19 protein-coding genes are annotated in these 21,612 nt (G+C 67.6%); 8 read left to right on the forward strand and 11 right to left on the reverse strand.

The genetic code is table 11. The features are described 5' to 3' along the window. Positions 1 to 9: 9 nt before the first annotated feature. Together BCEP18194_RS31670 and BCEP18194_RS31675 are read right to left on the reverse strand one after the other, a co-directional pair. Complete coding sequence (locus BCEP18194_RS31670; RefSeq protein WP_011355384.1) at positions 10 to 774, reverse strand: fumarylacetoacetate hydrolase family protein; 765 nt, start codon at positions 772 to 774, stop codon at positions 10 to 12. Then, positions 771 to 1,460 (reverse strand): fumarylacetoacetate hydrolase family protein, encoded by a 690-nt coding sequence (locus tag BCEP18194_RS31675; RefSeq protein WP_011355385.1) that lies wholly within the window; start codon positions 1,458 to 1,460, stop codon positions 771 to 773. The genes BCEP18194_RS31670 and BCEP18194_RS31675 overlap by 4 nt, the downstream gene beginning before the upstream one ends. A gap of 152 nt (positions 1,461 to 1,612) precedes the next feature. Between BCEP18194_RS31675 and hpaR the strand changes: the two genes are divergently transcribed. Next, complete coding sequence (gene hpaR, locus BCEP18194_RS31680) at positions 1,613 to 2,053, forward strand: homoprotocatechuate degradation operon regulator HpaR (RefSeq protein ID WP_039356885.1); 441 nt, start codon at positions 1,613 to 1,615, stop codon at positions 2,051 to 2,053. 55 nt (positions 2,054 to 2,108) lie between these two features. On the opposite strand, the gene BCEP18194_RS31685 is transcribed toward hpaR, so the two are convergent. Beyond that, a complete protein-coding gene (locus BCEP18194_RS31685; protein ID WP_011355387.1) occupies positions 2,109 to 3,320 on the reverse strand; it encodes an SDR family oxidoreductase in 1,212 nt (403 codons plus the stop codon). Between the two features lie 415 nt (positions 3,321 to 3,735). Between BCEP18194_RS31685 and BCEP18194_RS42310 the strand changes: the two genes are divergently transcribed. The 5 genes from BCEP18194_RS42310 to BCEP18194_RS31705 all read left to right on the forward strand — a co-directional run bounded on the left by BCEP18194_RS42310 (position 3,736) and on the right by BCEP18194_RS31705 (position 8,625). Next, the gene (locus tag BCEP18194_RS42310) at positions 3,736 to 3,864 is read left to right on the forward strand and encodes a hypothetical protein (protein WP_279626938.1); all 129 of its coding nucleotides are present in this window, start codon (positions 3,736 to 3,738) and stop codon (positions 3,862 to 3,864) included. Between the two features lie 107 nt (positions 3,865 to 3,971). Beyond that, entirely contained in the window at positions 3,972 to 4,316 is a 345-nt protein-coding gene (locus BCEP18194_RS31690; protein ID WP_011355389.1) for a DUF3564 family protein, read from the forward strand. Between the two features lie 420 nt (positions 4,317 to 4,736). Further along, entirely contained in the window at positions 4,737 to 6,632 is a 1,896-nt protein-coding gene (locus BCEP18194_RS31695) for a peptidoglycan D,D-transpeptidase FtsI family protein (RefSeq protein WP_011355390.1), read from the forward strand. Positions 6,633 to 6,845: 213 nt separating this feature from the next. Then, complete coding sequence (locus BCEP18194_RS31700; RefSeq protein ID WP_011355391.1) at positions 6,846 to 7,841, forward strand: arabinose ABC transporter substrate-binding protein; 996 nt, start codon at positions 6,846 to 6,848, stop codon at positions 7,839 to 7,841. Positions 7,842 to 7,860: 19 nt separating this feature from the next. Next, the gene (locus BCEP18194_RS31705; protein ID WP_011355392.1) at positions 7,861 to 8,625 is read left to right on the forward strand and encodes an SDR family oxidoreductase; all 765 of its coding nucleotides are present in this window, start codon (positions 7,861 to 7,863) and stop codon (positions 8,623 to 8,625) included. Between the two features lie 78 nt (positions 8,626 to 8,703). Here the strand turns inward: BCEP18194_RS31705 and BCEP18194_RS31710 are convergent, their stop codons facing one another. From BCEP18194_RS31710 to BCEP18194_RS31725, 4 genes are all read right to left on the reverse strand, one after another. Next, entirely contained in the window at positions 8,704 to 10,422 is a 1,719-nt protein-coding gene (locus tag BCEP18194_RS31710; RefSeq protein ID WP_011355393.1) for a cation:proton antiporter, read from the reverse strand. Positions 10,423 to 10,630: 208 nt separating this feature from the next. Continuing rightward, positions 10,631 to 12,043: a c-type cytochrome gene (locus BCEP18194_RS31715; RefSeq protein ID WP_011355394.1), complete on the reverse strand. Its 1,413-nt coding sequence runs from the start codon at positions 12,041 to 12,043 to the stop codon at positions 10,631 to 10,633. Next, entirely contained in the window at positions 12,040 to 13,818 is a 1,779-nt protein-coding gene (locus tag BCEP18194_RS31720; RefSeq protein WP_011355395.1) for a GMC family oxidoreductase, read from the reverse strand. The genes BCEP18194_RS31715 and BCEP18194_RS31720 overlap by 4 nt, the downstream gene beginning before the upstream one ends. Then, positions 13,818 to 14,555, reverse strand: coding sequence for a gluconate 2-dehydrogenase subunit 3 family protein (locus tag BCEP18194_RS31725; protein WP_041493321.1), 738 nt, complete (start codon positions 14,553 to 14,555; stop codon positions 13,818 to 13,820). The genes BCEP18194_RS31720 and BCEP18194_RS31725 overlap by 1 nt, the downstream gene beginning before the upstream one ends. A gap of 601 nt (positions 14,556 to 15,156) precedes the next feature. Between BCEP18194_RS31725 and BCEP18194_RS31730 the strand changes: the two genes are divergently transcribed. Next, positions 15,157 to 15,741, forward strand: coding sequence for an RNA 2'-phosphotransferase (locus tag BCEP18194_RS31730; RefSeq protein WP_011355397.1), 585 nt, complete (start codon positions 15,157 to 15,159; stop codon positions 15,739 to 15,741). 9 nt (positions 15,742 to 15,750) lie between these two features. On the opposite strand, the gene BCEP18194_RS31735 is transcribed toward BCEP18194_RS31730, so the two are convergent. Continuing rightward, complete coding sequence (locus tag BCEP18194_RS31735; RefSeq protein WP_011355398.1) at positions 15,751 to 16,167, reverse strand: DUF3995 domain-containing protein; 417 nt, start codon at positions 16,165 to 16,167, stop codon at positions 15,751 to 15,753. A 331-nt stretch (positions 16,168 to 16,498) separates the two neighbouring features. Here BCEP18194_RS31735 and ald point away from each other — a divergent pair, with 331 nt between their 5' ends. After that, a complete protein-coding gene (gene ald, locus BCEP18194_RS31740) occupies positions 16,499 to 17,614 on the forward strand; it encodes an alanine dehydrogenase (RefSeq protein ID WP_011355399.1) in 1,116 nt (371 codons plus the stop codon). A gap of 54 nt (positions 17,615 to 17,668) precedes the next feature. On the opposite strand, the gene polX is transcribed toward ald, so the two are convergent. The 3 genes from polX to BCEP18194_RS31755 all read right to left on the reverse strand — a co-directional run bounded on the left by polX (position 17,669) and on the right by BCEP18194_RS31755 (position 21,467). Continuing rightward, positions 17,669 to 19,438 (reverse strand): DNA polymerase/3'-5' exonuclease PolX, encoded by a 1,770-nt coding sequence (gene polX, locus BCEP18194_RS31745; RefSeq protein ID WP_011355400.1) that lies wholly within the window; start codon positions 19,436 to 19,438, stop codon positions 17,669 to 17,671. A gap of 155 nt (positions 19,439 to 19,593) precedes the next feature. After that, positions 19,594 to 19,986, reverse strand: coding sequence for a TraR/DksA family transcriptional regulator (locus BCEP18194_RS31750; protein WP_011355401.1), 393 nt, complete (start codon positions 19,984 to 19,986; stop codon positions 19,594 to 19,596). A 308-nt stretch (positions 19,987 to 20,294) separates the two neighbouring features. After that, positions 20,295 to 21,467 carry a glycosyltransferase family 4 protein gene (locus tag BCEP18194_RS31755; RefSeq protein WP_050781670.1) on the reverse strand — a complete coding sequence of 391 codons (1,173 nt, stop codon included), beginning with the start codon at positions 21,465 to 21,467 and terminating at the stop codon, positions 20,295 to 20,297. Positions 21,468 to 21,612: the final 145 nt, after the last annotated feature.

The following is a 21,612-nucleotide window of genomic DNA, read 5'->3' on the forward strand; positions in this document are numbered from 1 at the left end:
GCGACGGGCTCAGCCGGCGCGATAGTAGTCTGCTTCGCCGACGATCGTGTTCACGAGCCGGCCAATCCCTTCGATCTCGGTCACGACCTCGTCGCCCGGCTTCGTGTCCGCCAGCCCCTCGGGCGTGCCGGTCAGGATCAGGTCGCCCGGCGAGAGCGTCATGAAACCGCTGATGTGCTCGATCAGTGCCGGCACGTCGAAAATCATGTCGCGCGTGCTGCCGCGCTGCGTCTCGTGGCCGTTCACCGTCGTACGCAGTGTCAGGTCGCCCGCATCGCCGATCTCGTCGCGGCTCACGAACCACGGCCCGAGCGGCGTGCAGGTGTCGCGGTTCTTCACGCGCAGGTTCGGCCGGTAGTAGTTCTCGAGATAGTCGCGGATCGCGTAGTCGTTCGCGACCGTATAGCCGGCCACGTAGTCGAGCGCCTGCGCGCGGCTCACGTTGCGCGCGGGCCGGCCGATCACGACCGCCAGCTCGCACTCGTAATGCATGTGGGTGGCATCGGCCGGGCGCACGGTACGCGACCGGTGGCCGATGAACGTGTTCGGCCCCTTCAGGAAGATCAGCGGCTCGCTCGGCGCCTTGAACGCGAGCTCTTTCGCGTGGTCGGCGTAGTTGAGGCCAAGCGCGAACGTCGTGCGCGGCGCAACGGGCGGCAGCCATTCGACCACCTCTTCCGCGACGACGCGGCCCGTATCGAGGCGGATCGCGCCGTCGCCGGCCGGTTCGGCCGCATGCAGGGCGCCGTTGTAGATGACGCGTGCCGTCTTCATCGTGTCTCCTCCGCAATCAGCGTGTGCCGCAACGTGCCGATCCCGGCGGCGGCGATCTCGATCGTGCTACCCACTCGGGCGCGCGGTGCGCCGCCGGCAACGCCGAGCAGCAAGACATCGCCCGCGTCGAACGACATGAAGGCCGTCACGTCGGCGATCAACTCGCGCACGGAGCGAATCAGCGTAGCCGTCGAGGCGGCGACGGCCACCTCGCCGTCGATCCGTACGGTCAAGCCGATCGCGTCGACATCGCCCAGCGCGGCGACCGGCACGATGGCCGGGCCCAGCGGGCAGAAACCGTCGCGGCACTTGAAGCGCACGGCCGGACGGTAGTAATCGGGATGCGGCACCGACACGTCGCTCGCGAGCGTGAAACCGTGAAGGGTGTCGAGTGCCTGCGCGGCCGGCACGCGCGTCGCGCGGCGGGCGAACACGACGGCCACCGACGCGCCGATCTCCAGCGCATCGACGCCGGACGGCACGACGACGGCCGCGCCGTCGGTCGCATGCGTGTTGGCGGGCTTGATGTAAAGAATCGGCGCCTGCGGCGGGCGTCCGTAAGGCGGTGCGTTCACGGCATCGCCGAGCGCGTCGAGCGCCGCACGCTCGTTGAGCAGCGCACCGTAGACGGTACCGATGGCGACCGGCAACGGCGGCGCCGCGGCGGTCGTGCAAGACAGCTCCATGCGTCATTCCCCTGCCGCGCGTCGCGGCGCATCGTCAATAGTTAATATCTTAAGTAAACAATCGGGCGCTGGCAACCTCGATTACCCTGATATGCGAAATTCACTACCCGCGGCTGTTAAGATTGATGCGTCCCCGTCCTCTACCCACCCCGATGAACCGTACGCTCGACCATCGCAACCTGGCCATGCTGCTGCTCGAGGCCCGCGAAACGCTGATGGGTCTGTTTCGCCCCATTCTCAAGGAATTCGCGCTGACCGAACAGCAATGGCGGATCATCCGCGTGCTCGACGGCGAACCGGCGCAGGCACTCGAAGCGGGACAGATCGCACGACGCTGCTGCATCCTGAGCCCGAGCCTCACGGGCGTGCTGGAACGGATGGAGCGCGACGGCCTGATCACGCGCACGCGCGCACAGGAAGATCAGCGCAGGCTGCTGGTGAGCCTGACGCCGCAAAGCAGGAAACTGGTCACGGAAATCGGTCCGCGGATCGACGAGCAGTACCGGCAGCTTGAATCGCGGTTCGGCCAGGACGGCCTCGAAGACATCTATCGCGCGCTCGACCGGCTCATCGAGCTCGGCGGCAACACGTGAAAACGGCGCCCGCTCCCGCCAACCGCGGGAACGGGCGCCGGTGCAGCGCGGGCGATCAGTGCACCGCGCCGCGCATCAGCTCGGTCACGGCCACGCCGCGCGACGTGCGCATGCATTCCTCGACGTAATCGATGAACGGCAACGGTTCGAAATCGATTTCGTCGCGCACGCGGCGGTTGTCGAACACGCGATCGACCGTCGCGAATTCCCCGCAGCGCTGCAGGGCCCGGCCGATCACGCGTTCGAGTGCCGGATCGGTCCGCCCGAGCACATCGCGCACCACGAGCGGCAACTCGGCTGGCGCACACGCCGCGTAGCGCGGCGCGCCCGTCATCCCCGCCGCCTCGTCCATCGCACGCACGATCTGCGCGACTTGCGGTGCCTCGTCACCCGCCGACACGTGATACAGGTCGTGCGCGAGCGTCGGCTTGACGGCCAGCAGCATCGTCGCACGCGCCACGTCGTCCACCGACACGATGTCGATGCGCGTCATCGGTCGCGCGGTGAAACGGCGCGCGGCATGCGCGAGCCGGAACATCCAGAACGAATTCGGCGCGGGCCGCGTACCGAGCACCGTGTGGCCGACCACATGCGACGGCCGCACCACGACGAGCGGCAGCCCGAGCGCGCGCAGACGCTGCTCGGTCTCCGCCTTCGCGTGCAGGTAGTCCGCCGCGAGCACCGCACCCGGCAGGCCTTCATCATCGCGCGCGACGGCGTTCGCTGCGTCGCCCGCGGCCTCTTCCTGTACGATGCCGCCGCGCCCCGCATGCGCATAGGCCGTACCGACATACACGAAGCGCTGCAGGCGCGGCGCCCGGGCGAAGCGTTCGGCGAAGCGCACCGCATCGGCGATGTCGGTCTGCAGGTGTGCGCCGTCGGCCGGCGACGCATGGCCCGCGCAATGAATCACGTGCGTCGCGGCGGCGAGGCGCGGCGCGTCGGCGCCCTGCCACACGTCGCCGAGCGCACCGACGATCACGTTCGCATCGGTCAGGCGCGACGCCCAGTACGGCGCCAGCCCCGCGCGCAGCGCCGCTTCGCGCAGCCGCGCAACGGCGTGGCCGCGATCCTGCGCACGCACGACGCAGACGATGCGGTCGAGCAACCCCGCATTGACGAGCGCCGTCAGCACGGTACTGCCGATGAAGCCGGTTGCGCCGGTCAGCACCAGGCGCCCGACGTTCGCCGCCGCGACCGGTGCGCTGGCCGGCGACACGAGGCTCGTCCGCCAGTTGAGCGACAACGCGGTTTTCCAGATCAGCACGATAGTCTCCTTCGAAGAATCGGCCGGGCGGCGCGACGCCCGCGGTTGCGGGCTGCGCACGGCTCACCGGCCGGGCCTGGGCCTGACGCGCGCCCCGGCAGTCCCGATCGGGCGTGCGGCCCGCGATCGCGTCGATCGCGTCTCTGGCACGAGGCGGCGGCAGCCGCCGAGGACGGGCGTCCGCGGCACTGGATCGGGAAGACCCCAGTGTGGGGCCCGACCGCAGGCAAGTCTGTCCCGAAAGTTTCGTGAAAGTGTGGCGATTTGTATGGGATTGTCGGAGTCTGTCGTACCGGGCGCTCCGTCAAAACGCCGCAACATCCGCTCGGGCCGCCTTTCGACGGCGCGGTGCCGCGTCGGATCGGCCCGGTTTCCACCGCCGGTCGCACGCGACAGATCGACGCGCCTCGCAGCCATGTCATCCCATGTCTCGATGATCGACTCAGCCGCCATCGGCACCGCGATCGCCGGTGCGCGCGTGTTTGCGCGCGCCGCCGGAATAACCATGAATCGTCAGACGTCGTTCCATCTGAAATCGCAATGAACTCAATACAGATTTATTGCGGTTTATCACTTGCGTTTCACACCAGTCTATCTAGACTGTTCAAGTCAAAACGGTCGAATGTGTCATTTTTTTAGGAGACGATCACAATGCGCCTCACCATTCGGATTAATGGCAGCGAATCGGCAACCCGGCACTCCTTCGCGGTACTGTGGGTCGATACTGACGAGGGGCTGTGGTCGCGCGAGGCACATCAGGGCATGGATCTGCCGACCTGGGGCAAGGTCCGCGACGTTGAGGGCGCAATGGCGCTCTGCGCGGCCGATGGCGGGAATGCCGTGTGCCAGTTGAAGGGGCTGTCATTCGATGCAACGCAGCGCGAACAGGGTCCCGCGGTGCTCGCCGGCGATCACCCCGGCGCGTGGCGACTGCAGGCAGTCGATCGTTGCACGAGCGAACCGGAATACCGGGAATTCATTTCCGTCGCCCGATAGAAATCATCGATGTAATTCGTCTGCGGTTTTCGGGTTTATTCCGGTTTCAGTGATATTCATTTCGATATTCAGTATTAACGGCGCCCCATTTCGGGGCGCTTTTCATTTTCCGGCTTAAAGAAATAATCGCAGGCCGGTCAATTGATCGCACACCGGGGATGGCCAGCATCGGCCGCACCGAAGATCGCGCCCCCCCGGATCGACACGCAGCGAATCTCCCGCTCTTCATCGCCTGCTGCACCGCTGAAGTGCCGCATCCGCGTCGCCTTTCCTTCCCCTTTTTCACCCCAGGCCGGAGCGCCAATATCCGTTTTTTCTCGGGGCCGGAACACACTTTCCCCACACGGTGTTTACTCATTTATTACAATCGCATTATCCAGACTGACTCGCCGCCCTTCGGCGGCCCGACCCGGCCATTGCATGAGCGTGAAAAAGAAGACCCACCCCGCCGATCCGTACGCGGCCGCGACCAAGAATCCGATGCTCGCGTCGCGCCTGCCGATGTGGCGCTCGAAGCTGATCGTGATCATCGTGTTCCTCGCATTCGCCGCACTGATCGGCCGCGCCTTCTGGGTGCAGGTCGCGAACAAGGAGTTCTACGTCGGCCAGGGCCAGAAGCGCTACCAGCGCACGATCGAGCTCGATGCGACGCGTGGGCGCATCGTCGACCGCAACGGCGCGATGCTCGCCGTCAGCCTGTCGACCTATGAAATCTGGGCGAACCCGAAACAGGTCGCCGACACCGACTACCCGCAGATCTCGAAGCTGCTCGACATGCCGCTCGTCGAGGTCAAGCGGCGCCTCGGCAACGACAAGACGTTCGTGCTGCTCAAGCGGCAGGTCGACGCGGACACCGCGGGCAAGCTCGACAAGCTCGCGATCGACGGCATCACGCAGATCGCCGATTCGAAGCGCTTCTACCCCGAAGGCGAATCGGCCGCGCACGTGGTCGGCTTCACGAACGTCGAGGACAAGGGCCAGGAAGGCGTTGAACTCGCGGCGAATGCGCGCCTGGTGGGGACGTCCGGACAGCGCGAGGTGATCCGCGACCGGCTCGGCCGCATCGTGTCGGACACGCGCCCGCTCGTCCCGGCGCAGCACGGCGCAACGATCGAACTGACGATCGACCGCCGCATCCAGCAGCTCGCGTTCAGCCAGCTCAAGGCGGCCGTGGTCGAGAACAACGCGGTGGCCGGCAGCGTCGTGGTGCTCGACGCGCAGAACGGCGAGATCCTCGCGCTGGCGAACTACCCGACCTTCGACCCGAACGACCGCGCGCGCCTCACCGGCCAGCAGTTGCGCAACCGTGCGGTGATCGACACGTTCGAACCGGGCTCGACGATCAAGCCGCTCGTCGTCGCGCTGTCGATCGACGAGCGCAAGGTCACGGCGAACACGATCATCAACACGTCGCCGGGCACCTACAAGATCGGCCCGGCCGTGATCCACGACACGTCGAACCACGGCTCGCTGACTGTCTCGCAGGCGCTGCAGAAGTCGAGTAACGTCGCGCTCGCGAAGCTCGCGCTGAACCTGCCCGCCGAAACGATCTGGAACAAATACCAGGAGTACGGGATCGGCCGCGCGCCGGAACTGACGTTCCCGGGCGTCGCGTCGGGCCGGCTGCGCGGCTACAAGCGCTGGCGGCCGATCGAGCAGGCGACGATGGCATACGGCTACGGCCTGTCGATGTCGCTGCTGCAGATCGCGCAGACCTACACGGCCTATGCGGGCGACGGCACGCTGCACCCGGTGTCGCTGCTGAAGAACGGCACTGACCAGCAGACGATCGACGCGCATCGCGGCCACCGCGTGACGTCGGCACAGACGGCTGCATCGATCCGCTCGATGCTCGAGATGGCGGTCGGCGAAGGCGGTACGGGGCGCCGCGCGCGTGTCGACGGCTACCGGATCGGCGGCAAGACGGGTACTGCGCGCAAGCAGGTCGGCGCAACCTATGCGAAGGGCAAGTACCGCGCGCTGTTCGCCGGGATGGCGCCGATGAGCAACCCACGCCTGATCGTCGCGGTGATGATCGACGAGCCGCGCGGCAAGGGCTACTACGGCGGCACTGTGGCCGGCCCGGTGTTCGCGTCGGTCACGAGCGGCTCGCTGCAGTTGCTCGGCGTGCCGCCCGACGCACCGGTCGAGCCGGAGAAGACGCCGCCGGCGAAGGCCGTTGCGCCGCAGAAGACGGTGGCTGCACCGAAAGCGGCGGCGCAGGCCAGGACGGCCGCGGCGCCTAAAGCGGCCGCGCCGCTGAAGACCGCCGCGCCGTCGAGAGCGCCCGCGCAAGCACACACGGCGGCGGGTTGAGCGACGCAGCCAGCGCGACGCGCCGCCCCCGCGGCGCGCGTGTCACGCCCCGACAGCCTGGTTGCCTCCTCACCCCTCCCCGCCATCGAGTACCGTCCCACTTTTTAGGAACGCCGCGCATCATTTGAGCGTTTCCGCTGCCTCCTCCTACAATTTTTCCGCGTGCCGGGCAGCCCTGCCCGCATGCGCGACTACAACAAAGGAGTGAGACGCATGCGATTCCACTGGAAGACGCTCGCACTGGCCATGGCGAGCGCGGCGCTGGTCGGCGGGGTACCCGCCCATGCCGCCGACCCCGCCGACGTGAAAATCGGCTTCCTCGTCAAACAGCCGGACGATCCGTGGTTCCAGGACGAATGGCGCTTCGCCGACCAGGCGGCGAAGGAAAAGCACTTCACGCTGATCAAGATCGCGACGCCGAGCGGTGAAAAGGTGTCGACCGCACTCGACAGCCTCGCCGCGCAAAAGGCCCAAGGCGTGATCATCTGCGCACCCGACGTGAAGCTCGGCCCCGGCATCGCGGCGAAGGCGAAGCGCGCGGGGATCAAGCTGATGTCGGTCGACGACCAGCTCGTCGACGGCCGCGGCGCGCCGCTCCAGGGCGTGCCGCACATGGGCATCTCCGCGTACAAGATCGGCCAGCAGGTCGGCCAGGCGATCGCGGACGAAACGAAGCGGCGCGGCTGGAATCCGGCCGAGGTCGGCATCATCCGGATCGCGTACGACCAGTTGCCGACCGCGAAAGAGCGCACCACCGGCGCGGTCGACGCGCTCAAGGCTGCCGGCTTTCCGGCCGCGAACGTGATCGATGCCCCCGAAATGACGGCCGATACCGAAGGCGCGTTCAACGCAGCGAACATCGCGCTCACCAAGCACGCGAATTTCAAGCGCTGGGTGGCATTCGGCTCGAACGACGACACGACGGTCGGTGCGGTACGTGCCGCCGAGGGGCGCGGCATCGGCGCCGACGCGATGGTCGCGGTCGGCATCAACGGCAGCCAGGTCGCGCTCAACGAATTCGCGAAGCCGAAGCCAACGGGCTTCTACGGCTCGATCCTGCTGAATCCGCGCCAGCACGGCTACCAGACGAGCATCAACATGTATGACTGGATCACGAAGAACCAGGCGCCGCCGCCGCTCGTGCTGACGTCCGGCACGCTGATCACGCGCGACAACGAAAAGCAGGCGCGCGCCGCGCTCGGCCTGTGAACCCGCCCAAGGAGCCGACATGACACGCACCACCCTCGTGACGGGCGCCGCCGGCGGCATCGGCCAGGCGCTGTGCCGCACCTTCCTCGCAGCCGGCGATCATGTGCTCGCGCTCGATCGCGACCGCGCGGCGCTCGATCGCTTCCTCGATACGCTCGGCGACGCGCGCGTGGCGCCGGTCGTCGACGATCTCACCGACGCCGAGCGGCTGCGTTTGCTGCTCGAATCGCATCCGCCAGTCGACGTGCTCGTCGCGAACGCGGGCACGGCGGCGTCGACCACGCTGCGCGACACGACGCCCGCCACCTGGCGCACCGATCTCGACGCGAACCTGACGGCCACCTACATGAGCGTCGAAGCCGTGCTGCCCGGCATGCGCACACGCGGGCGCGGCGCGATCGCGATCATCGGTTCGGTCAACGGCGTGCATGCGCTCGGGCATCCTGCGTACAGCGCGGCGAAGGCCGGGCTGATCAGCTACACGAAATCGCTCGCGATCGAATATGGCCGCGACGGCGTGCGCGCGAACATCGTGCTGCCGGGCACCGTGAAGACGCCCGCGTGGGAAGCGCGCGTAGAGCGTAACCCGCAGGTGTTCGAGGCATTGAGAAAGTGGTATCCGCTCGACGATTTCGCCACGCCCGACGACGTCGCGCAGGCTGCGCTGTTCCTGTGCTCGCCGGCTGCACGGATCATCACCGGTGTGGCGTTGCCCGTCGATGGCGGCCTGCTGGCCGGCAATCGCGTGATGGCGCAGGAGCTGACGCTGGAGACGTTCTACTGATCGTGAAGCGGTGCGCAGGGCGGGCGGCCACCCGGGCCGCCGCGCCCTGCCCGATGCGCGGCGCGATGCCGCGCACCTTCAATGCGCAGCGGCCGCAACCGGCTTCGTCATCCTGCCGAGCACGTGCTCGGTCATCCCGCGCGCGAGTTCGGTCTCGCCCATGAACACGGTACCAATGCCCTCGTTCGACAGCAGCGCGGCCTCGTCGCCGCTGTTCGTGCACAACACGACCTCGAGCGCCGGGTTCAGCGTGCGCGAGATCTCGACGATCTGCCGCACGTCGAACACGTCGGGCAGCGTCACCACCAGCATCCCGGCGCGCGCGATATGTGCCTGCACGAGCACGATCGGCTCGATCGCATCGCCCGACACGGCTGCGATGCCGTCCTCGCGCAGTTTCTCGACGAGCTCGCGATTCTGCTCGACGACGACATACGCGATGCCGCGCTCGTCCAGCGCGTGTGCGATCCGCGTGCCGACCTTGCCGTAGCCGACGATCACGACCTGCCCGGTCAGGTGCGTCTGCGGCGTCGACATCGGCAGCGCGGCGAGCGGATCGTCGCGCGCCTCGAGCTTGCGCGCGAACGCCGAATGCTTGCGGATCCACGCGAGCGCCGGATCGATCATCGCGAACAGCAGCGTGTTCATCGCGATCGAGATCAGCGCGACGGCCAAAATCAGGCTCTGCCCTTCGGCCGACAGCAGCCCGAGCGCGCGGCCGAGCCCGGCGAGGATGAACGAGAACTCGCCGATCTGCGCGAGGCCCGCGCCGACCGTCAGCGCGGTATTCAGCGGATAGCGGAACGCGATCACGAGCGCGACCGCCGCGAGCGTCTTGCCGATCACTACGATCGCCGCGACCTCGATCACGTGCAGCGGCTCCGCGAGCAGGATCTTCGGGTCGAACAGCATCCCGACCGAGATGAAGAACAGCACCGAGAACGCGTCGCGCAGCGGCAGCGTCTCGTCGGCCGCGCGCCGGCTGAACTCCGACTCGCGCATCATCATCCCGGCGAAGAATGCGCCGAGTGCGAACGACACGTCGAACAGCTTCGCCGCGCCGAACGCGATGCCGACCGCGGCCGCGATCATGCACAGCGTGAACAGCTCGCGCGAACCCGTGCGCGCAACGAGCCACAGAATGCGCGGAAACACGCGCTTGCCGACCACCAGCATCAAGGCGATGAACGCCGCGACCTTCAGCATCGTGACGCCGAGCGTGCCCCATACGCTGCCGCCGGCCGCGTGCGCGTCGCCGGGCGGCGTGCCGCCGAGCAGCCCCGCGACGGGCGGCAGCAGCACCAGCACGAGCACCATCACGAGATCCTCGACGACGAGCCAGCCGACCGCGATGCGCCCGTTGACCGTCTCGACCAGCCCGCGCCCCTCGAGCGCGCGCAGCAGCACGACGGTACTCGCGACCGACAGCGCGAGCCCGAACACGAGCGCGGCACCGACGCTCCAGCCCCAGGTGAGCGCGAGCCCGCCGCCGAGCAGCGTGGCCACCGTAATCTGGACGATCGCGCCCGGCAGCGCGATCTTGCGCACCGCGAGGAGATCGCCGAGTGAGAAATGCAGGCCGACGCCGAACATCAGCAGCATCACGCCGACTTCGGCAAGCTGCTGCGCGAGCGACAGGTCGCCGACGAAGCCGGGCGTACCGGGGCCGATCACGATCCCGGCAAGCAGATAGCCGACGAGCGGCGGCATTTTCAACAGCGACGCGAAATAACCGAAGACCATCGCGAGACCGAAACCGGCCGCGAGCAACGCAATCAGGCTGACGTCATGAGGCATCCCCCCTCCCGAAGTTCTTGTAACTATTTAGTAAGGTTCAAGAACGAAAGGATAAGGGATGAGGCGGAGAAATGGCGCGCGGCCGCGAAAAATTCACGCGGCGGCGCGCCATTGCGGGGTGCAACCCCGGCGAAATGAAAGGCGCCGCGCGGAGGCGGCGGCGCCTTGAAGCACATCGGACAGGCGGGGCTGGCGCCCCGCCGCCCCGTCAGCGCGACGCTTGCGGGAACCGCGCGCCCGGAGGCGGTTCGGGCCGCGTCGACGGCACGCTCTTGCGCACCTTCGCGACCTGCGCGGCCGTCACCGGCGCCCCCGTATTGCCCCAGCTCGTGCGCACGAAGTTGGACACGTCGGCGACTTCCTGGTCCGACAGGCGCCAGCCGAACGGCGGCATCGTGAACGTCGACGGCGCGGTGCGCGTGCCCTCCAGCGCGCTGCCTTCCAGCACCACGTGGATCAGCGAGGTCGGATCGCCGCCCTGCACGACCGGGTTGCCGGCGAGCGCCGGGAACACGCGCGTGTAGCCGTGACCGTCGCTGCGGTGGCAGGCCATGCAGTTGTCGCGATAGACGGCCGCGCCCGGCTTGCTCGCGTCGCCGGTCTGCAGCGCCTTCGCAGCAGCCGCGTCGTACACGTGCGGCTGCTCGCCCTGCACGCGCGGCGGCAGCGTCTTCAGGTAGCGCGCGATCGCGTTCAGGTCGTCGTCGGTCATGTGCTGCATGCTGTGGCCGACCACGTCCGTCATCCCGCCGAACGCGGCCGTGCGCAGCGTGCGGCCCGTCTTCAGGAACTGCACGATCTCGGTTTCGTTCCACGTGCCGAGGCCCGTGCGCGGCTCGCCGCGCAGGCTCGTCGGCACCCAGCCGTCGATCGCCGCGCCGCCGGCCAGGAAGTCCGGGCCGTCCGCGTCGGTCAGCCCGCGCTCCTGCATCGTCGGCGCGCGCGGCGTATGACACGCGCCGCAGTGGCCGAGACCCTGCACGAGATACGCGCCGCGCGCGACCACCGGATCGGTGTACGGCGCCGCGTCGAACGGCTTCGGGGTCGGCGCGAACATCTTGCGCCAGATCCCGAGCGGCCAGCGCATCGACAGCGGCCACACGATGTCGACCGCGCGGTTCTCGTGCTCGACCGGCGCGACGCCGTGCATGAAGTACGCATACAGCGCTTTCATGTCGTCGTCGGTCAGGCGCGCGTAGGACGGGAACGGCATGGCCGGATACATCGTGTCGCCGTTCTTGCGCACGCCTTCGCGCACCGCGCGCGTGAAGTCCTCGACCGTCCACCCGCCCAGGCCCGTTTTCGGGTCCGGCGTGATGTTCGTCGAGTAGATCCCGCCAATCGGCGTGTCGAATTTCAGCCCGCCCGCGAACGGCTTGCCTCCACTCGCCGTGTGGCACGCGATGCAGTCGCCCGCCCGCGCGAGGTATTCGCCGCGCTTGATCAGCGCCGCGTCGGCGGATTGGGCCGCGGGTGCGGCCGTTGGGCCGGAAGCCGCCGCGGGCGCCGCCGGCTGCGCAAATGCCGTCGAGCCCGCAAAGCCGAACGCGGCCCAGGCCGCACCGGCCGCCAGCACGCGCGACATCCGGCGCGCGACGTTGTGGTTCATCGTCCTCTTCATACGGTCACCAGCGGGGCGGGATTTTTCAGGTATTGCTCGCGGATCGCACGTGCCGACCAGTAGGCCAGCGCCGCGATGATCCCGGTCGGGTTGTAGCCGATGCCCTGCGGCAGCGCCGACGCGCCCATCACGAACACGTTGTGCACGTCCCAGCACTGCAGGTAGCGGTTCAGCACGCTCGTCTTCGGGTCGGTGCCCATGATCGCGCCGCCGACGAGGTGAGTCGTCTGGTACGCACGCGAATCGAAGTGCTTGCCGAACTCGCGCGTCGATACGCCGATCGCCTTCGGCCCCATCGCCTCCGCGATCTTCTTCATCTGCCCGGTCACGTACTGCGCCATCTTGATGTCGTTGTCCTTCCAGTCGAAGGTCATCCGCAACAGCGGCTGGCCGTACGAATCGCGATAGGTCGGATCGAGGTCGAGATACACGTCGCGGTACGACATGTTGGTGCCGTGCGCGTCCATCGAGATCGTGTGCGCGTAGTTGTCCTTGACCGCCTTCTTCCACGCGGAGCCCCACTGCGGCGTGCCGGGCGGCGTCGCGATGCCGCTGATCGGCTTCACGCCGGCCTGGTTCACCCACAGCGGCGAGCCGCCGACGAAGCCGAGCGGGCCATGGTCGAAGTTGTCCGCGTTGAAATCGTCCACCGCGACGCCATTGCCGCCCGCGCCGATGAACGGATTCGTGTAGGTATCCTTGTCGAAGAACGCCTTGATCGTCGACAGGTTCTGGTACGCGAAATTGCGGCCCACGACGCCTTCGCCCGAGATCGGGTCGTACGGCTTGCCGATACCCGACAGCAGCAGCAGGTGCACGTTGTGGTACTGGAACGCGGCCACGATCACGAGATCGGCCGGCTGGTGCACTTCACGCCCGGCCGGGTCGACGTAGGTCACGCCCGTCGCGCGCTTCTTCGTGTCGTCGAGGTCGACGCGCAGCACGTGGCACTTCGAGCGCAGCTCGAAGTTCGGCGCCTGCTTCAGCGCGGGCAGGATGTTCAGGTTCGGCGACGCCTTCGAGTACATGTAGCACGCGTAGCCGCTGCAGTAGCCGCAGAAGTTGCACGGGCCCATCTGCACGCCGTACGGGTTCGTGTACGGGCCCGACGTGTTCGCCGACGGCAGCCGGTACGGATGCAGGCCGAGCGACTTCGCCGCATCGGAGAAGCGCTGCGCCGAATAGGTGTTGAGCTGCGCGGGCAGCGGGAAGTTGTCGCTGCGGTTCGCTTCGAACACGTTACCGTCGCCGACCACCTTGCCGCCGACCTTGTAAGCCTGCCCCGACGTGCCGAACACCTTCTCGGCGAAGTCGAAATGCGGCTCGAGCTCCTCGTAGGTCACGCCCGTGTCCTGGATCGTCATCCCTTCGGGGATGAACTTCTTGCCGTAGCGCTCTTCATAGTGGCTGCGCAAGCGCAGCTCTTCCGGCGTGATCCGGAAATGGACGCCCGACCAGTGCAGCCCCGCACCGCCCACGCCTTCGCCCGGCAGGAACGCGGCGAGCTGCCGGTACGGCAGCGCGGTGTCCTGCAGGCCGTGGCGGATCGACACGGTCGTCTTCGACAGGTCGAGGAACAGCTTCTTGCGGATGTTGTAGGTCAGCTCGTCGATCGTGTTCGGATACGCGCCGTCCGGATAGGTGTCGCGATACTCGCCGCGCTCGAGCGCGACGACGTTCAGGCCCGCTTCGGTCAGTTCCTTCGCGAGAATCGCGCCGGTCCAGCCGAAGCCGACGATCACCGCATCGACATGCGGTTTTTTCTCTGCGGCCATCAGCTGCGCTCCCCGTTGATCGAGACGGGGCCGTACGGATAGGGCTTGCCGCTCTGGTTGACGAAATCCATGAAGTCCGCGCGCGCGCCGGGAAAGCCGATCATCTTCCACGCGGCCATGTCGTGATTGCCGCCATGCACCGGGTCGCAGAAGTAGCCTTCGCGCGTGTTCTGCAGCAGCTGGCCGAAGAACACGCCGGGCGGCACGTCGTCGATCTGCGCGCCGCCCTTCTCCAGCGCGCCGAGCACGGTGTCGCGCGTCGGCGCGTCGAGATCCGCGAACGCCTTGCCGTGGGTCTTCTCGCAATAGCGGTTGACCGCCGCGATGCCGAGCCGGTAGATGTCGCGCGGCACCAGCTTCAACTGATAGCCGAGCTCGGGCACGCCCTGCTGGAACGGCCCCTGCATGTACCAGGTGGCGCCGTGCGCATACGGCGTCTCCATCTGGCGGTCGATGAATTCGGGCACGCCCGATTCGAGCGCGCCGGGGCCTTCCGCGTCGGCCGGAATCAGCCGGTCGACGGCGGCCTGGACGAACGCCCATTCCTTCGCATCGAAAAAGGTCGGCTTGTACGGGGCGCGTTCGGCGTTGGCCGATGCACCGGGCGCGTTGCCGGAGGTCGCGGACGGTGACGACGAGCGCAGGTCGCAGCCGGCGACCGACGCGATCGGCACGAGCGCGACCGACGTGCGCAGGAAACGGCGGCGCGAATTGGGTTTGTCAGGTGACGTGGACATGGTCGGATGTTGATCGTTGGGGATCGGGGCCCGGACGCGCGCACTCCGCATGCGGCATGTCCGGCATGGCAGCCATGCCGCACGCGGCTGGCCGTCCTGTTCTTTCGTCTGTTGCGAACAACCACGATGCAGGCGCCGTCCGTGCAATGCGCGGCAGCGCCTTCATGCAGCCGCACATCGCGCCAATTCAGGCTGCGCTGCACGGATCGGCTTCTTCGCGAGCCTTATCGTCTGACAAATACCGGCATCTGCCTGCATCTGCCCCTCATCGCTCATGACCCTCATTCAACTTAGACGCCGCGTTTGCCGACAGCAAGCGCGACGTGCACGACCCTCTTTCGGGTCCGGCGACAAGTGCCGCGAATTATATATGGAACCGGTTCCATCAAGCGTTACTCCAATGCAATTCAATGCATCGAAAATCGCAACAATTGAAAAATCCGGCAGCCGGAACGCACAAGGATCGTGTGATTACCGGCTGATGCGGGCGTCAGGTAGACGATTGTTGTGTGGCGAGCTGCACCGAAGGCTGTCGCTTTCCAGCCACGCAGCGCACCCGTGGGTGCCGGTTTGCGTGGCGGTCTGGTAGCCTCCGCGACTCATGAATACAAAGAAGAATGAACTGCCGGCGCCCGACGCGACCCGCATCAGCCGCACTCTCAGCTACCTGCTGCGCCACGCGCCGCAGACGATCGGGCTGCAACTCGACCCGGAAGGCTGGGCCGACATCGACGAACTGATCGCGGGTATCGCCCGTCAGGGGCTCCATCTCGATCGCGCAACGCTGGAAACCGTCTGCGCGACCAACGACAAGCAGCGCTTCGCCCTCTCCGACGACGGCCGTCGCATCCGTGCGGTACAAGGGCATTCGACGCCCGTCGTGCAGCGCCGCTATCCGGCCGCGCAGCCGCCCGAGCGCCTCTATCACGGCACCGCGACGCGCTTCCTGGATTCGATCCGGGCACAAGGGCTGAAACCGGGCGCCCGTCATCACGTGCATCTGTCGCCGGACATCCGGACCGCGCTGGCCGTCGGCACGCGCTACGGCGTGCCGGTGATTCTCGAGGTCGATGCGCAGCGCATGCATCGGCAAGGCCACACGTTCTTCGTCGCGGAAAACGGTGTATGGCTGACCGACACCGTGCCGGCGGAATTCCTTAAAGAGATGGACCAGCCCGCGCGCTGAGACGCGCGCTCACCACGGCCAGAACATCGACGCGATCGACAGCGCCAGCGCCGCGCAAAGCGGCGAGTAATACAGCGTGTCCATGCGTGCGAAACGCGACCCGCGAATCCGCTTGAAGAAGCCGACGTAACGGAAATCGCCGACGGCCCGCACCGCGAAGATCAGTGCGAACGCAACGACCGCGAACGAGATCGTGCCGGGATACGCGTTCGGCCCCATCCACCCGGCACGCGCAGCCACCACGCACGCGCCGCCCAGCAGCGCCACCGCGACCGCCAAGGTGCCAATGGCGGTCGGCCGCAGCAGCGGTTCGCCGTCCTGCTCCGGAATGGCCGCTCCCTTGCCGCGCCGCCCGCCCAACGCCCAGTAGACGTGAATGAGCGCGATTGCGCAAAGCGTCGGCACGCTGAAATACGCTCCGGTCATGTCGATCGATGTCCTCGTCTCGTTGTCTCGTTATGTCGATGTGTGGCCGGCCAGGTTCCGGCGCGCGGCCTCGGTCCGCGACACACGTGACGATACCGAAACCCGGCAACGCTTGCATTGCGACGTCCGGTCGCAACCCGCCACGACGCATGTTGCGATGCAGTGCGACCGCAGGCACGCGCGGGCCGGCCGCTTGACTTCCCTCCGCGCACTACTACCCTGTTATTCCAGTACTGCGGTCGATACGCCCCGGCGCGATCGGCCGCACGTGCATCGTTCGCCGCTTTGCGCACCTGCACGACAACGATAACGAAGGCCATGGAGGCGACTCATGCTGATCGGTGTGCCGAAAGAGATCAAGAACCACGAATACCGTGTCGGCCTCACGCCGGCCGGCGCGCGCGAACTGACGCGGCACGGCCATCGCGTCCTGGTGCAGCGCGGCGCGGGCACGGCGATCGGCCTGCTCGACAACGACTACACGGCCGCGGGCGCATCGCTTTGCGACGGTGCCGACGAAGTCTTCGCGCGTGCCGACATGATCATCAAGGTCAAGGAGCCGCAACCGGCGGAATGCGCGATGTTGCGACGCGGGCAGATCCTCTACACGTACCTGCATCTCGCGCCCGATCCCGACCAGGCGGCCGCGCTCGTGAAGTCCGGCGCCGTCTGCATCGCCTACGAAACCGTGACCGGCCCCGGCGGCGGCCTGCCGCTGCTCGCGCCGATGAGCGAGGTGGCCGGGCGCATGTCGATCCAGGTCGCGGCGACCCACCTCGAAAGCCCGCGCGGCGGGCGTGGCCTGCTGATGGCCGGTGTGCCCGGCGTACCGGCCGCGCATGTCGTCGTGCTCGGCGCGGGCGTGGTGGGCACCGGCGCGCTGCAGATGGCGGTCGGCCTCGGCGCACGCGTTACCGTGCTCGACACCAACGTGAACCGGCTGCGCCAGCTCGACCTCGTCTTCGCCAACCGGATCACGACCGTCTGCTCGAATGCGCACACGATCGACGAAGCCGTGCGCGATGCCGACGTCGTGATCGGCGCCGTGCTCGTGCCGGGCGCATCGGCGCCGCGGCTCGTCACGCGCGACATGATCGCGACGATGCGCACGGGAGCGGTCGTCGTCGACGTCGCGATCGACCAGGGCGGATGCTTCGAAACCTCGCATGCGACGACGCACGCGGACCCGACCTTCGTCGTCGACGGCGTCGTGCACTACTGCGTCGCGAACATGCCCGGCGCGGTCGCGCGCACGTCGACCTTCGCGCTGAACAACGCGACGCTCACCCATGCGCTCGCGCTCGCCGACAAGGGCTGGAAGCAGGCGATGACCGACGATCCGCACCTGCGTGCGGGCCTGAACGTGTGCGACGGGCACATCACGTACGAGGCAGTCGCGCTGGCGCTCGGCCTGCCCTACGTGCCGGCCACCGGTGTGCTGGCATGACGTGACCGCATTCATGTGTGGCCAGCGGCTGACGGCACGCGCCGCCAGCTGCGTTCACGCGCCCTTCGCGCCGCCGCTGCGCTTCGACGACCCGCCCGCGCCCATCGTGCGCGCCAGCAGCGGCCTCAATTGCGCAAGCGTGCGCGTGTTCAGCACGTCGGGCCGCGTGAGCCAGCCTCGACGCGCCTGATCGACCCCGTACGCAAGATTGTCGAGTTCGTCCGCACTGCACGCATCCGAGCCGATCGCCACCGGCACGCCGGCCTTCGCCGCCTCGCGGCACCAGATGTCCGGCAGGTCGAGCCGCCGCGGCTGCGCATCGAGTTCGACGAAGCAGCCGCGCGCCGCGGCATGCGCGATCACGCGCGGCACGTCGAGTTCGCATGCGTCGCGCTCGCCGAGCACGCGGCCCGTCGGGTGCGCGAGAATCGTGAAATGCGGATGATCCATCGCGCGCAGCATGCGCGCGGTCTGCGCATCACGTGACAGCTCGAAGCCGTCGCGTACCGCACCGACCACGAGATCGAGGCGACCGAGCATCGCATCGGGCACGTCAAGACTGCCATCCTCGCGAATGCCGGCCTCCACGCCCTTGAGCAGCACGAAATCGTCGAACGACGCGTTGAGGCGATCGATCTCGTCAAGCTGCCGGGCAAGCCAGTCGACGTTGTTGCGGCCGCCGGCGGAGTGCGGTGCCCGGTCGGTGATGGCCAGGTACGCGAACCCGCGAGCGCGTGCCGCATCGGCCATCGCGCGCAGGCTGTCGCGGCCGGCCGACGCGTCGGTATGCGCATGCAGGTCGCCGTGGACATGCTTGCGCTCGACCAGCGCCGGCAGCGTGCCTGCTCGTGCAGCGTCGATCTCGCCGCGATCCTCGCGCAATTCGGGCGGTACGTCGTGCAGCCCGATCGCCGCATAGATCGACGCCTCGGTCTCCCCGGCAATCCGTTCGTCGCCGCGAAACACGCCGTACTCGTTGATCTTCAGCCCGCCGGCCTGCGCGATCCTGCGCAACGCGATGTTGTGCGCCTTCGATCCGGTGAAGTAGACGAGCGCCGCGCCGAACGCGTCGGCATCGACGACGCGCAAGTCGACCTGCAACCCGCTGGCGAGTACGACGCTCGACTTCGTCTTGCCGTGCGCCAGCACGCGCGCCACCTCGCCATAGCCGACGAACGCTTCGGCGACGGCCACCGGATCGCGTGCGGTGACGAGGATGTCGAGATCGCCGACCGTCTCGCGGCGGCGGCGGAAACTGCCGGCCGGCACGGCCTTGCCGACGCCGGCAATCGCGCGCAGGCGTTCGAGCAGCGGCAGCAGCGAGTGTGCCGCATCCGGTAGCAGGAAACGTTGAGGTTCGCGCTTCAGCCGATCGTCGATCGCTTCGAGCAGATGCGCTTCGGTTTTCGCGCCGAAGCCCGGCAGCTCGCGCACGTGCCCGCTCTTCGCTTCCGCGCGAAGCTGCTCGAGCGAATCGACGTGCAGTGCGTCATGCAGCGCCTTCACGCGTTTGGCGCCGAGTCCCGGCACGTCGAGCAGCTCGACGATCGCGCCCGGCAACGCATGACGTAGCGTTTGCTGCAATTCGCAAGTGCCGGTCGCGGCGATCTCGCGCAGCTTCGACGCGAGATCGGGCCCGATCGACGGAATCTTGCCGAGATCGTCGCCGTTCGCGATCATCGTCGGGATATCGCGCCCGTAGTCGGCAATCGTCCGTGCGGCGTTGCGATAGGCGCGCACCCGGAACGGATTGGCGCCCTGGATTTCGAGCATGTCGGCAATCTCGGCGAACACGGCGGCACACCCGGCATTGTGGATCGGCATGATCGGCGTGGCTCCCTTCCACGTGGATGGCGCCGTGCGCGTGCGCGACGGCGTCTGCCCGCCCGGCGCCGCATGCTGACGCCGCCGGGCGCCCGTTCATCATCGTACGCCGCCCGCGCCGCGCGTGCAGCGCCGTGATGGCGACGACGCAGAAGTCAGAGGGAAGCGCGCGGCGTGGTCGCGTAGTGCCGCTCGTAGATCGACTGGCAATGCGTGCAGCGTTCGGCGGCCGGGCGTGCCAGCAGGCGCTCGTAGCCGACCGAACCGTCGCAGTCGATGCACTCGCCGTAGCTGCCGTCGCGCATCCGCTGCTGGGCGCGGCCGATCGCGCGCAGCTCGGTCAGTTTCATGCCGATCAACGCATGATCGACGTCGACGAACAGGTCCGCATTGGCCTCGTCGCCCTCGTCCGGCGCCGCGCCGGCAAGGTCTGCGTAGGATTCCGACGCGCGCTGGTCTTCGGTGGTGCGAATCTCCGCACGCAACGTCTGCTCGCTCTCGTTCAGCCGCTGTTTCAGCGTCTGCCGTTGTTGTTGGTCGAGCGCCATGGCCGTCTCTCCTGTTCCGGGTTCCGCGCGGAGCATTGCGGCGCGCGGTGTCGCGCCGGTGCGCGGCGGGCAGGCGTCACCCCCTGCCACCGTGTCCGGATGTGCGCCCGAGACACGAAGTGCCGGACGCATTCGACGCAGGATAAACCCAATGAACTCGCGTGTGTTGACCGGAATCAGCGTGGCGCTCGGTACGTGCAGAAGTATGCGGAATTGGGGACGGACGTGAAATCGCGACGTCGTCGAACGGGGATGTCGCAAGCACCGCGGGATCGCTCGATCCGTGCGCAACGGTGCGTCATCGCGCGTCACGCATCGGCACGGACGATGTCGAGCAACGTACGCGCCGAGCGCTGCCAGCTATACCGCTGCGCGTGCTCGCGGCCCAGCGTGCGCAGCCGTGCCCGCAGTTCGGGATCGTCCATGACGCGGGCGATCGCCGCGGCGATATCCGGCGGCGAATACGCATCGCAGAACAGCGCTGCACCGCCGCAGACTTCCGGAAGCGCGCCTTCGTGCGACACGATGACCGGGCAGCCACACCGCATCGCCTCGAGCGGCGGCAGCCCGAATCCTTCGTATAGCGACGGAAACACGAAGCAGCCCGCATGCTCGTACAGCGCCTTCAGCTCGCCGTCGGTCACGTAACCGGCCCATGTGACATACGGGTCGTCTTCGCGCAGGCCCGCCGCCCGTGCGCCGAAAACCTTCGCATTGGCGCCCCCCGCGATCACGAAGCGCAACGTCGGGTGCGACTCGCGCATCAGCGCTACCGCAGCCAGTGCGCGCACGAGATTCTTGCCGGGCGCGAGCGACCCGACGAACAACACGTAGCGGTCCGTCTCGAGATTCAGGCGCGACAGCACGCCGGGATCGGCATCGATGCGGTCGATATGATCGACCGCACCCGGCACGACCGACAGGCGTGCAGGCGGAACGCCAAGCCGCGCGGCCAGCCGCGCCCGCGAAAAATGCGAAACCGTCACGATATGGCGCGCACGTCGCTTCATGATCGAGAACGCGAAGCGGTACCAGAGGCGAAACGCCATCGAATAGCCGTCCGGCAGATCGAAAATCGCCGCGTCGTGAATCACCAGCAGTTGATCGCGCTTGACCAGCGGGCCAATGTTGCAAAGGCTCAGCAAGGTCCGGCCGCGCGTCGTGCGCGGCAGCGTCCATTGTTCCCACAGCGTGCCGTGACGGCGCCCGGACGTCAGCGACCGCGCGCCGGCCGGCATGGCTGCCGGATCGTGATCGGACGGCACGACGAGCGACAGGGCATCGTCGGCGCTGGCGATCCGTGCAAGCTCGGCCGTCAGTTCGTATGCCACGCGCTGAACACCCGTCATGCGCTGCGCGGTGAATTTCCCGTTGATTGCGAGCCGGCACGGCTGCGCGGCAGACGCGGCCGTGCCGGCGCCCCGCTCCGCGCGCGCTTCCTGCAGTACCGGTGCGCTTCGCTCTCGAATCGACGTTGACATGATCGTGACCATTCCGATGGCTGCGGCGCGCCTTCGCGCCGCCGGACACCCCGTCATGCGGGATGCTGCTGTGCCGTCAGTGTGTCCGTCATCCGCACTCCGGTCGGTACGTTCGATCGCACAACGCGCCGCTTTCCGTATGATT

Origin of the sequence: Burkholderia lata (genome assembly GCF_000012945.1) — a bacterium.
Lineage (GTDB): Bacteria > Pseudomonadota > Gammaproteobacteria > Burkholderiales > Burkholderiaceae > Burkholderia > Burkholderia lata.

What these genes read in the sequence shown, in the direction of transcription:
- BCEP18194_RS31670 (WP_011355384.1), bottom strand. Translation starts at nt 774, where the DNA reads ATGAAGACGGCACGCGTCATCTACAACGGCGCCCTGCATGCGGCCGAA.
- BCEP18194_RS31675 (WP_011355385.1), bottom strand. Translation starts at nt 1,460, where the DNA reads ATGGAGCTGTCTTGCACGACCGCCGCGGCGCCGCCGTTGCCGGTCGCC.
- hpaR (WP_039356885.1), top strand. Translation starts at nt 1,613, where the DNA reads ATGAACCGTACGCTCGACCATCGCAACCTGGCCATGCTGCTGCTCGAG.
- BCEP18194_RS42310 (WP_279626938.1), top strand. Translation starts at nt 3,736, where the DNA reads ATGTCATCCCATGTCTCGATGATCGACTCAGCCGCCATCGGCACCGCG.
- BCEP18194_RS31690 (WP_011355389.1), top strand. Translation starts at nt 3,972, where the DNA reads ATGCGCCTCACCATTCGGATTAATGGCAGCGAATCGGCAACCCGGCAC.
- BCEP18194_RS31695 (WP_011355390.1), top strand. Translation starts at nt 4,737, where the DNA reads ATGAGCGTGAAAAAGAAGACCCACCCCGCCGATCCGTACGCGGCCGCG.
- BCEP18194_RS31700 (WP_011355391.1), top strand. Translation starts at nt 6,846, where the DNA reads ATGCGATTCCACTGGAAGACGCTCGCACTGGCCATGGCGAGCGCGGCG.
- BCEP18194_RS31705 (WP_011355392.1), top strand. Translation starts at nt 7,861, where the DNA reads ATGACACGCACCACCCTCGTGACGGGCGCCGCCGGCGGCATCGGCCAG.
- BCEP18194_RS31710 (WP_011355393.1), bottom strand. Translation starts at nt 10,422, where the DNA reads ATGCCTCATGACGTCAGCCTGATTGCGTTGCTCGCGGCCGGTTTCGGT.
- BCEP18194_RS31715 (WP_011355394.1), bottom strand. Translation starts at nt 12,043, where the DNA reads ATGAAGAGGACGATGAACCACAACGTCGCGCGCCGGATGTCGCGCGTG.
- BCEP18194_RS31720 (WP_011355395.1), bottom strand. Translation starts at nt 13,818, where the DNA reads ATGGCCGCAGAGAAAAAACCGCATGTCGATGCGGTGATCGTCGGCTTC.
- BCEP18194_RS31725 (WP_041493321.1), bottom strand. Translation starts at nt 14,555, where the DNA reads ATGTCCACGTCACCTGACAAACCCAATTCGCGCCGCCGTTTCCTGCGC.
- BCEP18194_RS31730 (WP_011355397.1), top strand. Translation starts at nt 15,157, where the DNA reads ATGAATACAAAGAAGAATGAACTGCCGGCGCCCGACGCGACCCGCATC.
- BCEP18194_RS31735 (WP_011355398.1), bottom strand. Translation starts at nt 16,167, where the DNA reads ATGACCGGAGCGTATTTCAGCGTGCCGACGCTTTGCGCAATCGCGCTC.
- ald (WP_011355399.1), top strand. Translation starts at nt 16,499, where the DNA reads ATGCTGATCGGTGTGCCGAAAGAGATCAAGAACCACGAATACCGTGTC.
- polX (WP_011355400.1), bottom strand. Translation starts at nt 19,438, where the DNA reads ATGCCGATCCACAATGCCGGGTGTGCCGCCGTGTTCGCCGAGATTGCC.
- BCEP18194_RS31750 (WP_011355401.1), bottom strand. Translation starts at nt 19,986, where the DNA reads ATGGCGCTCGACCAACAACAACGGCAGACGCTGAAACAGCGGCTGAAC.
- BCEP18194_RS31755 (WP_050781670.1), bottom strand. Translation starts at nt 21,467, where the DNA reads ATGTCAACGTCGATTCGAGAGCGAAGCGCACCGGTACTGCAGGAAGCG.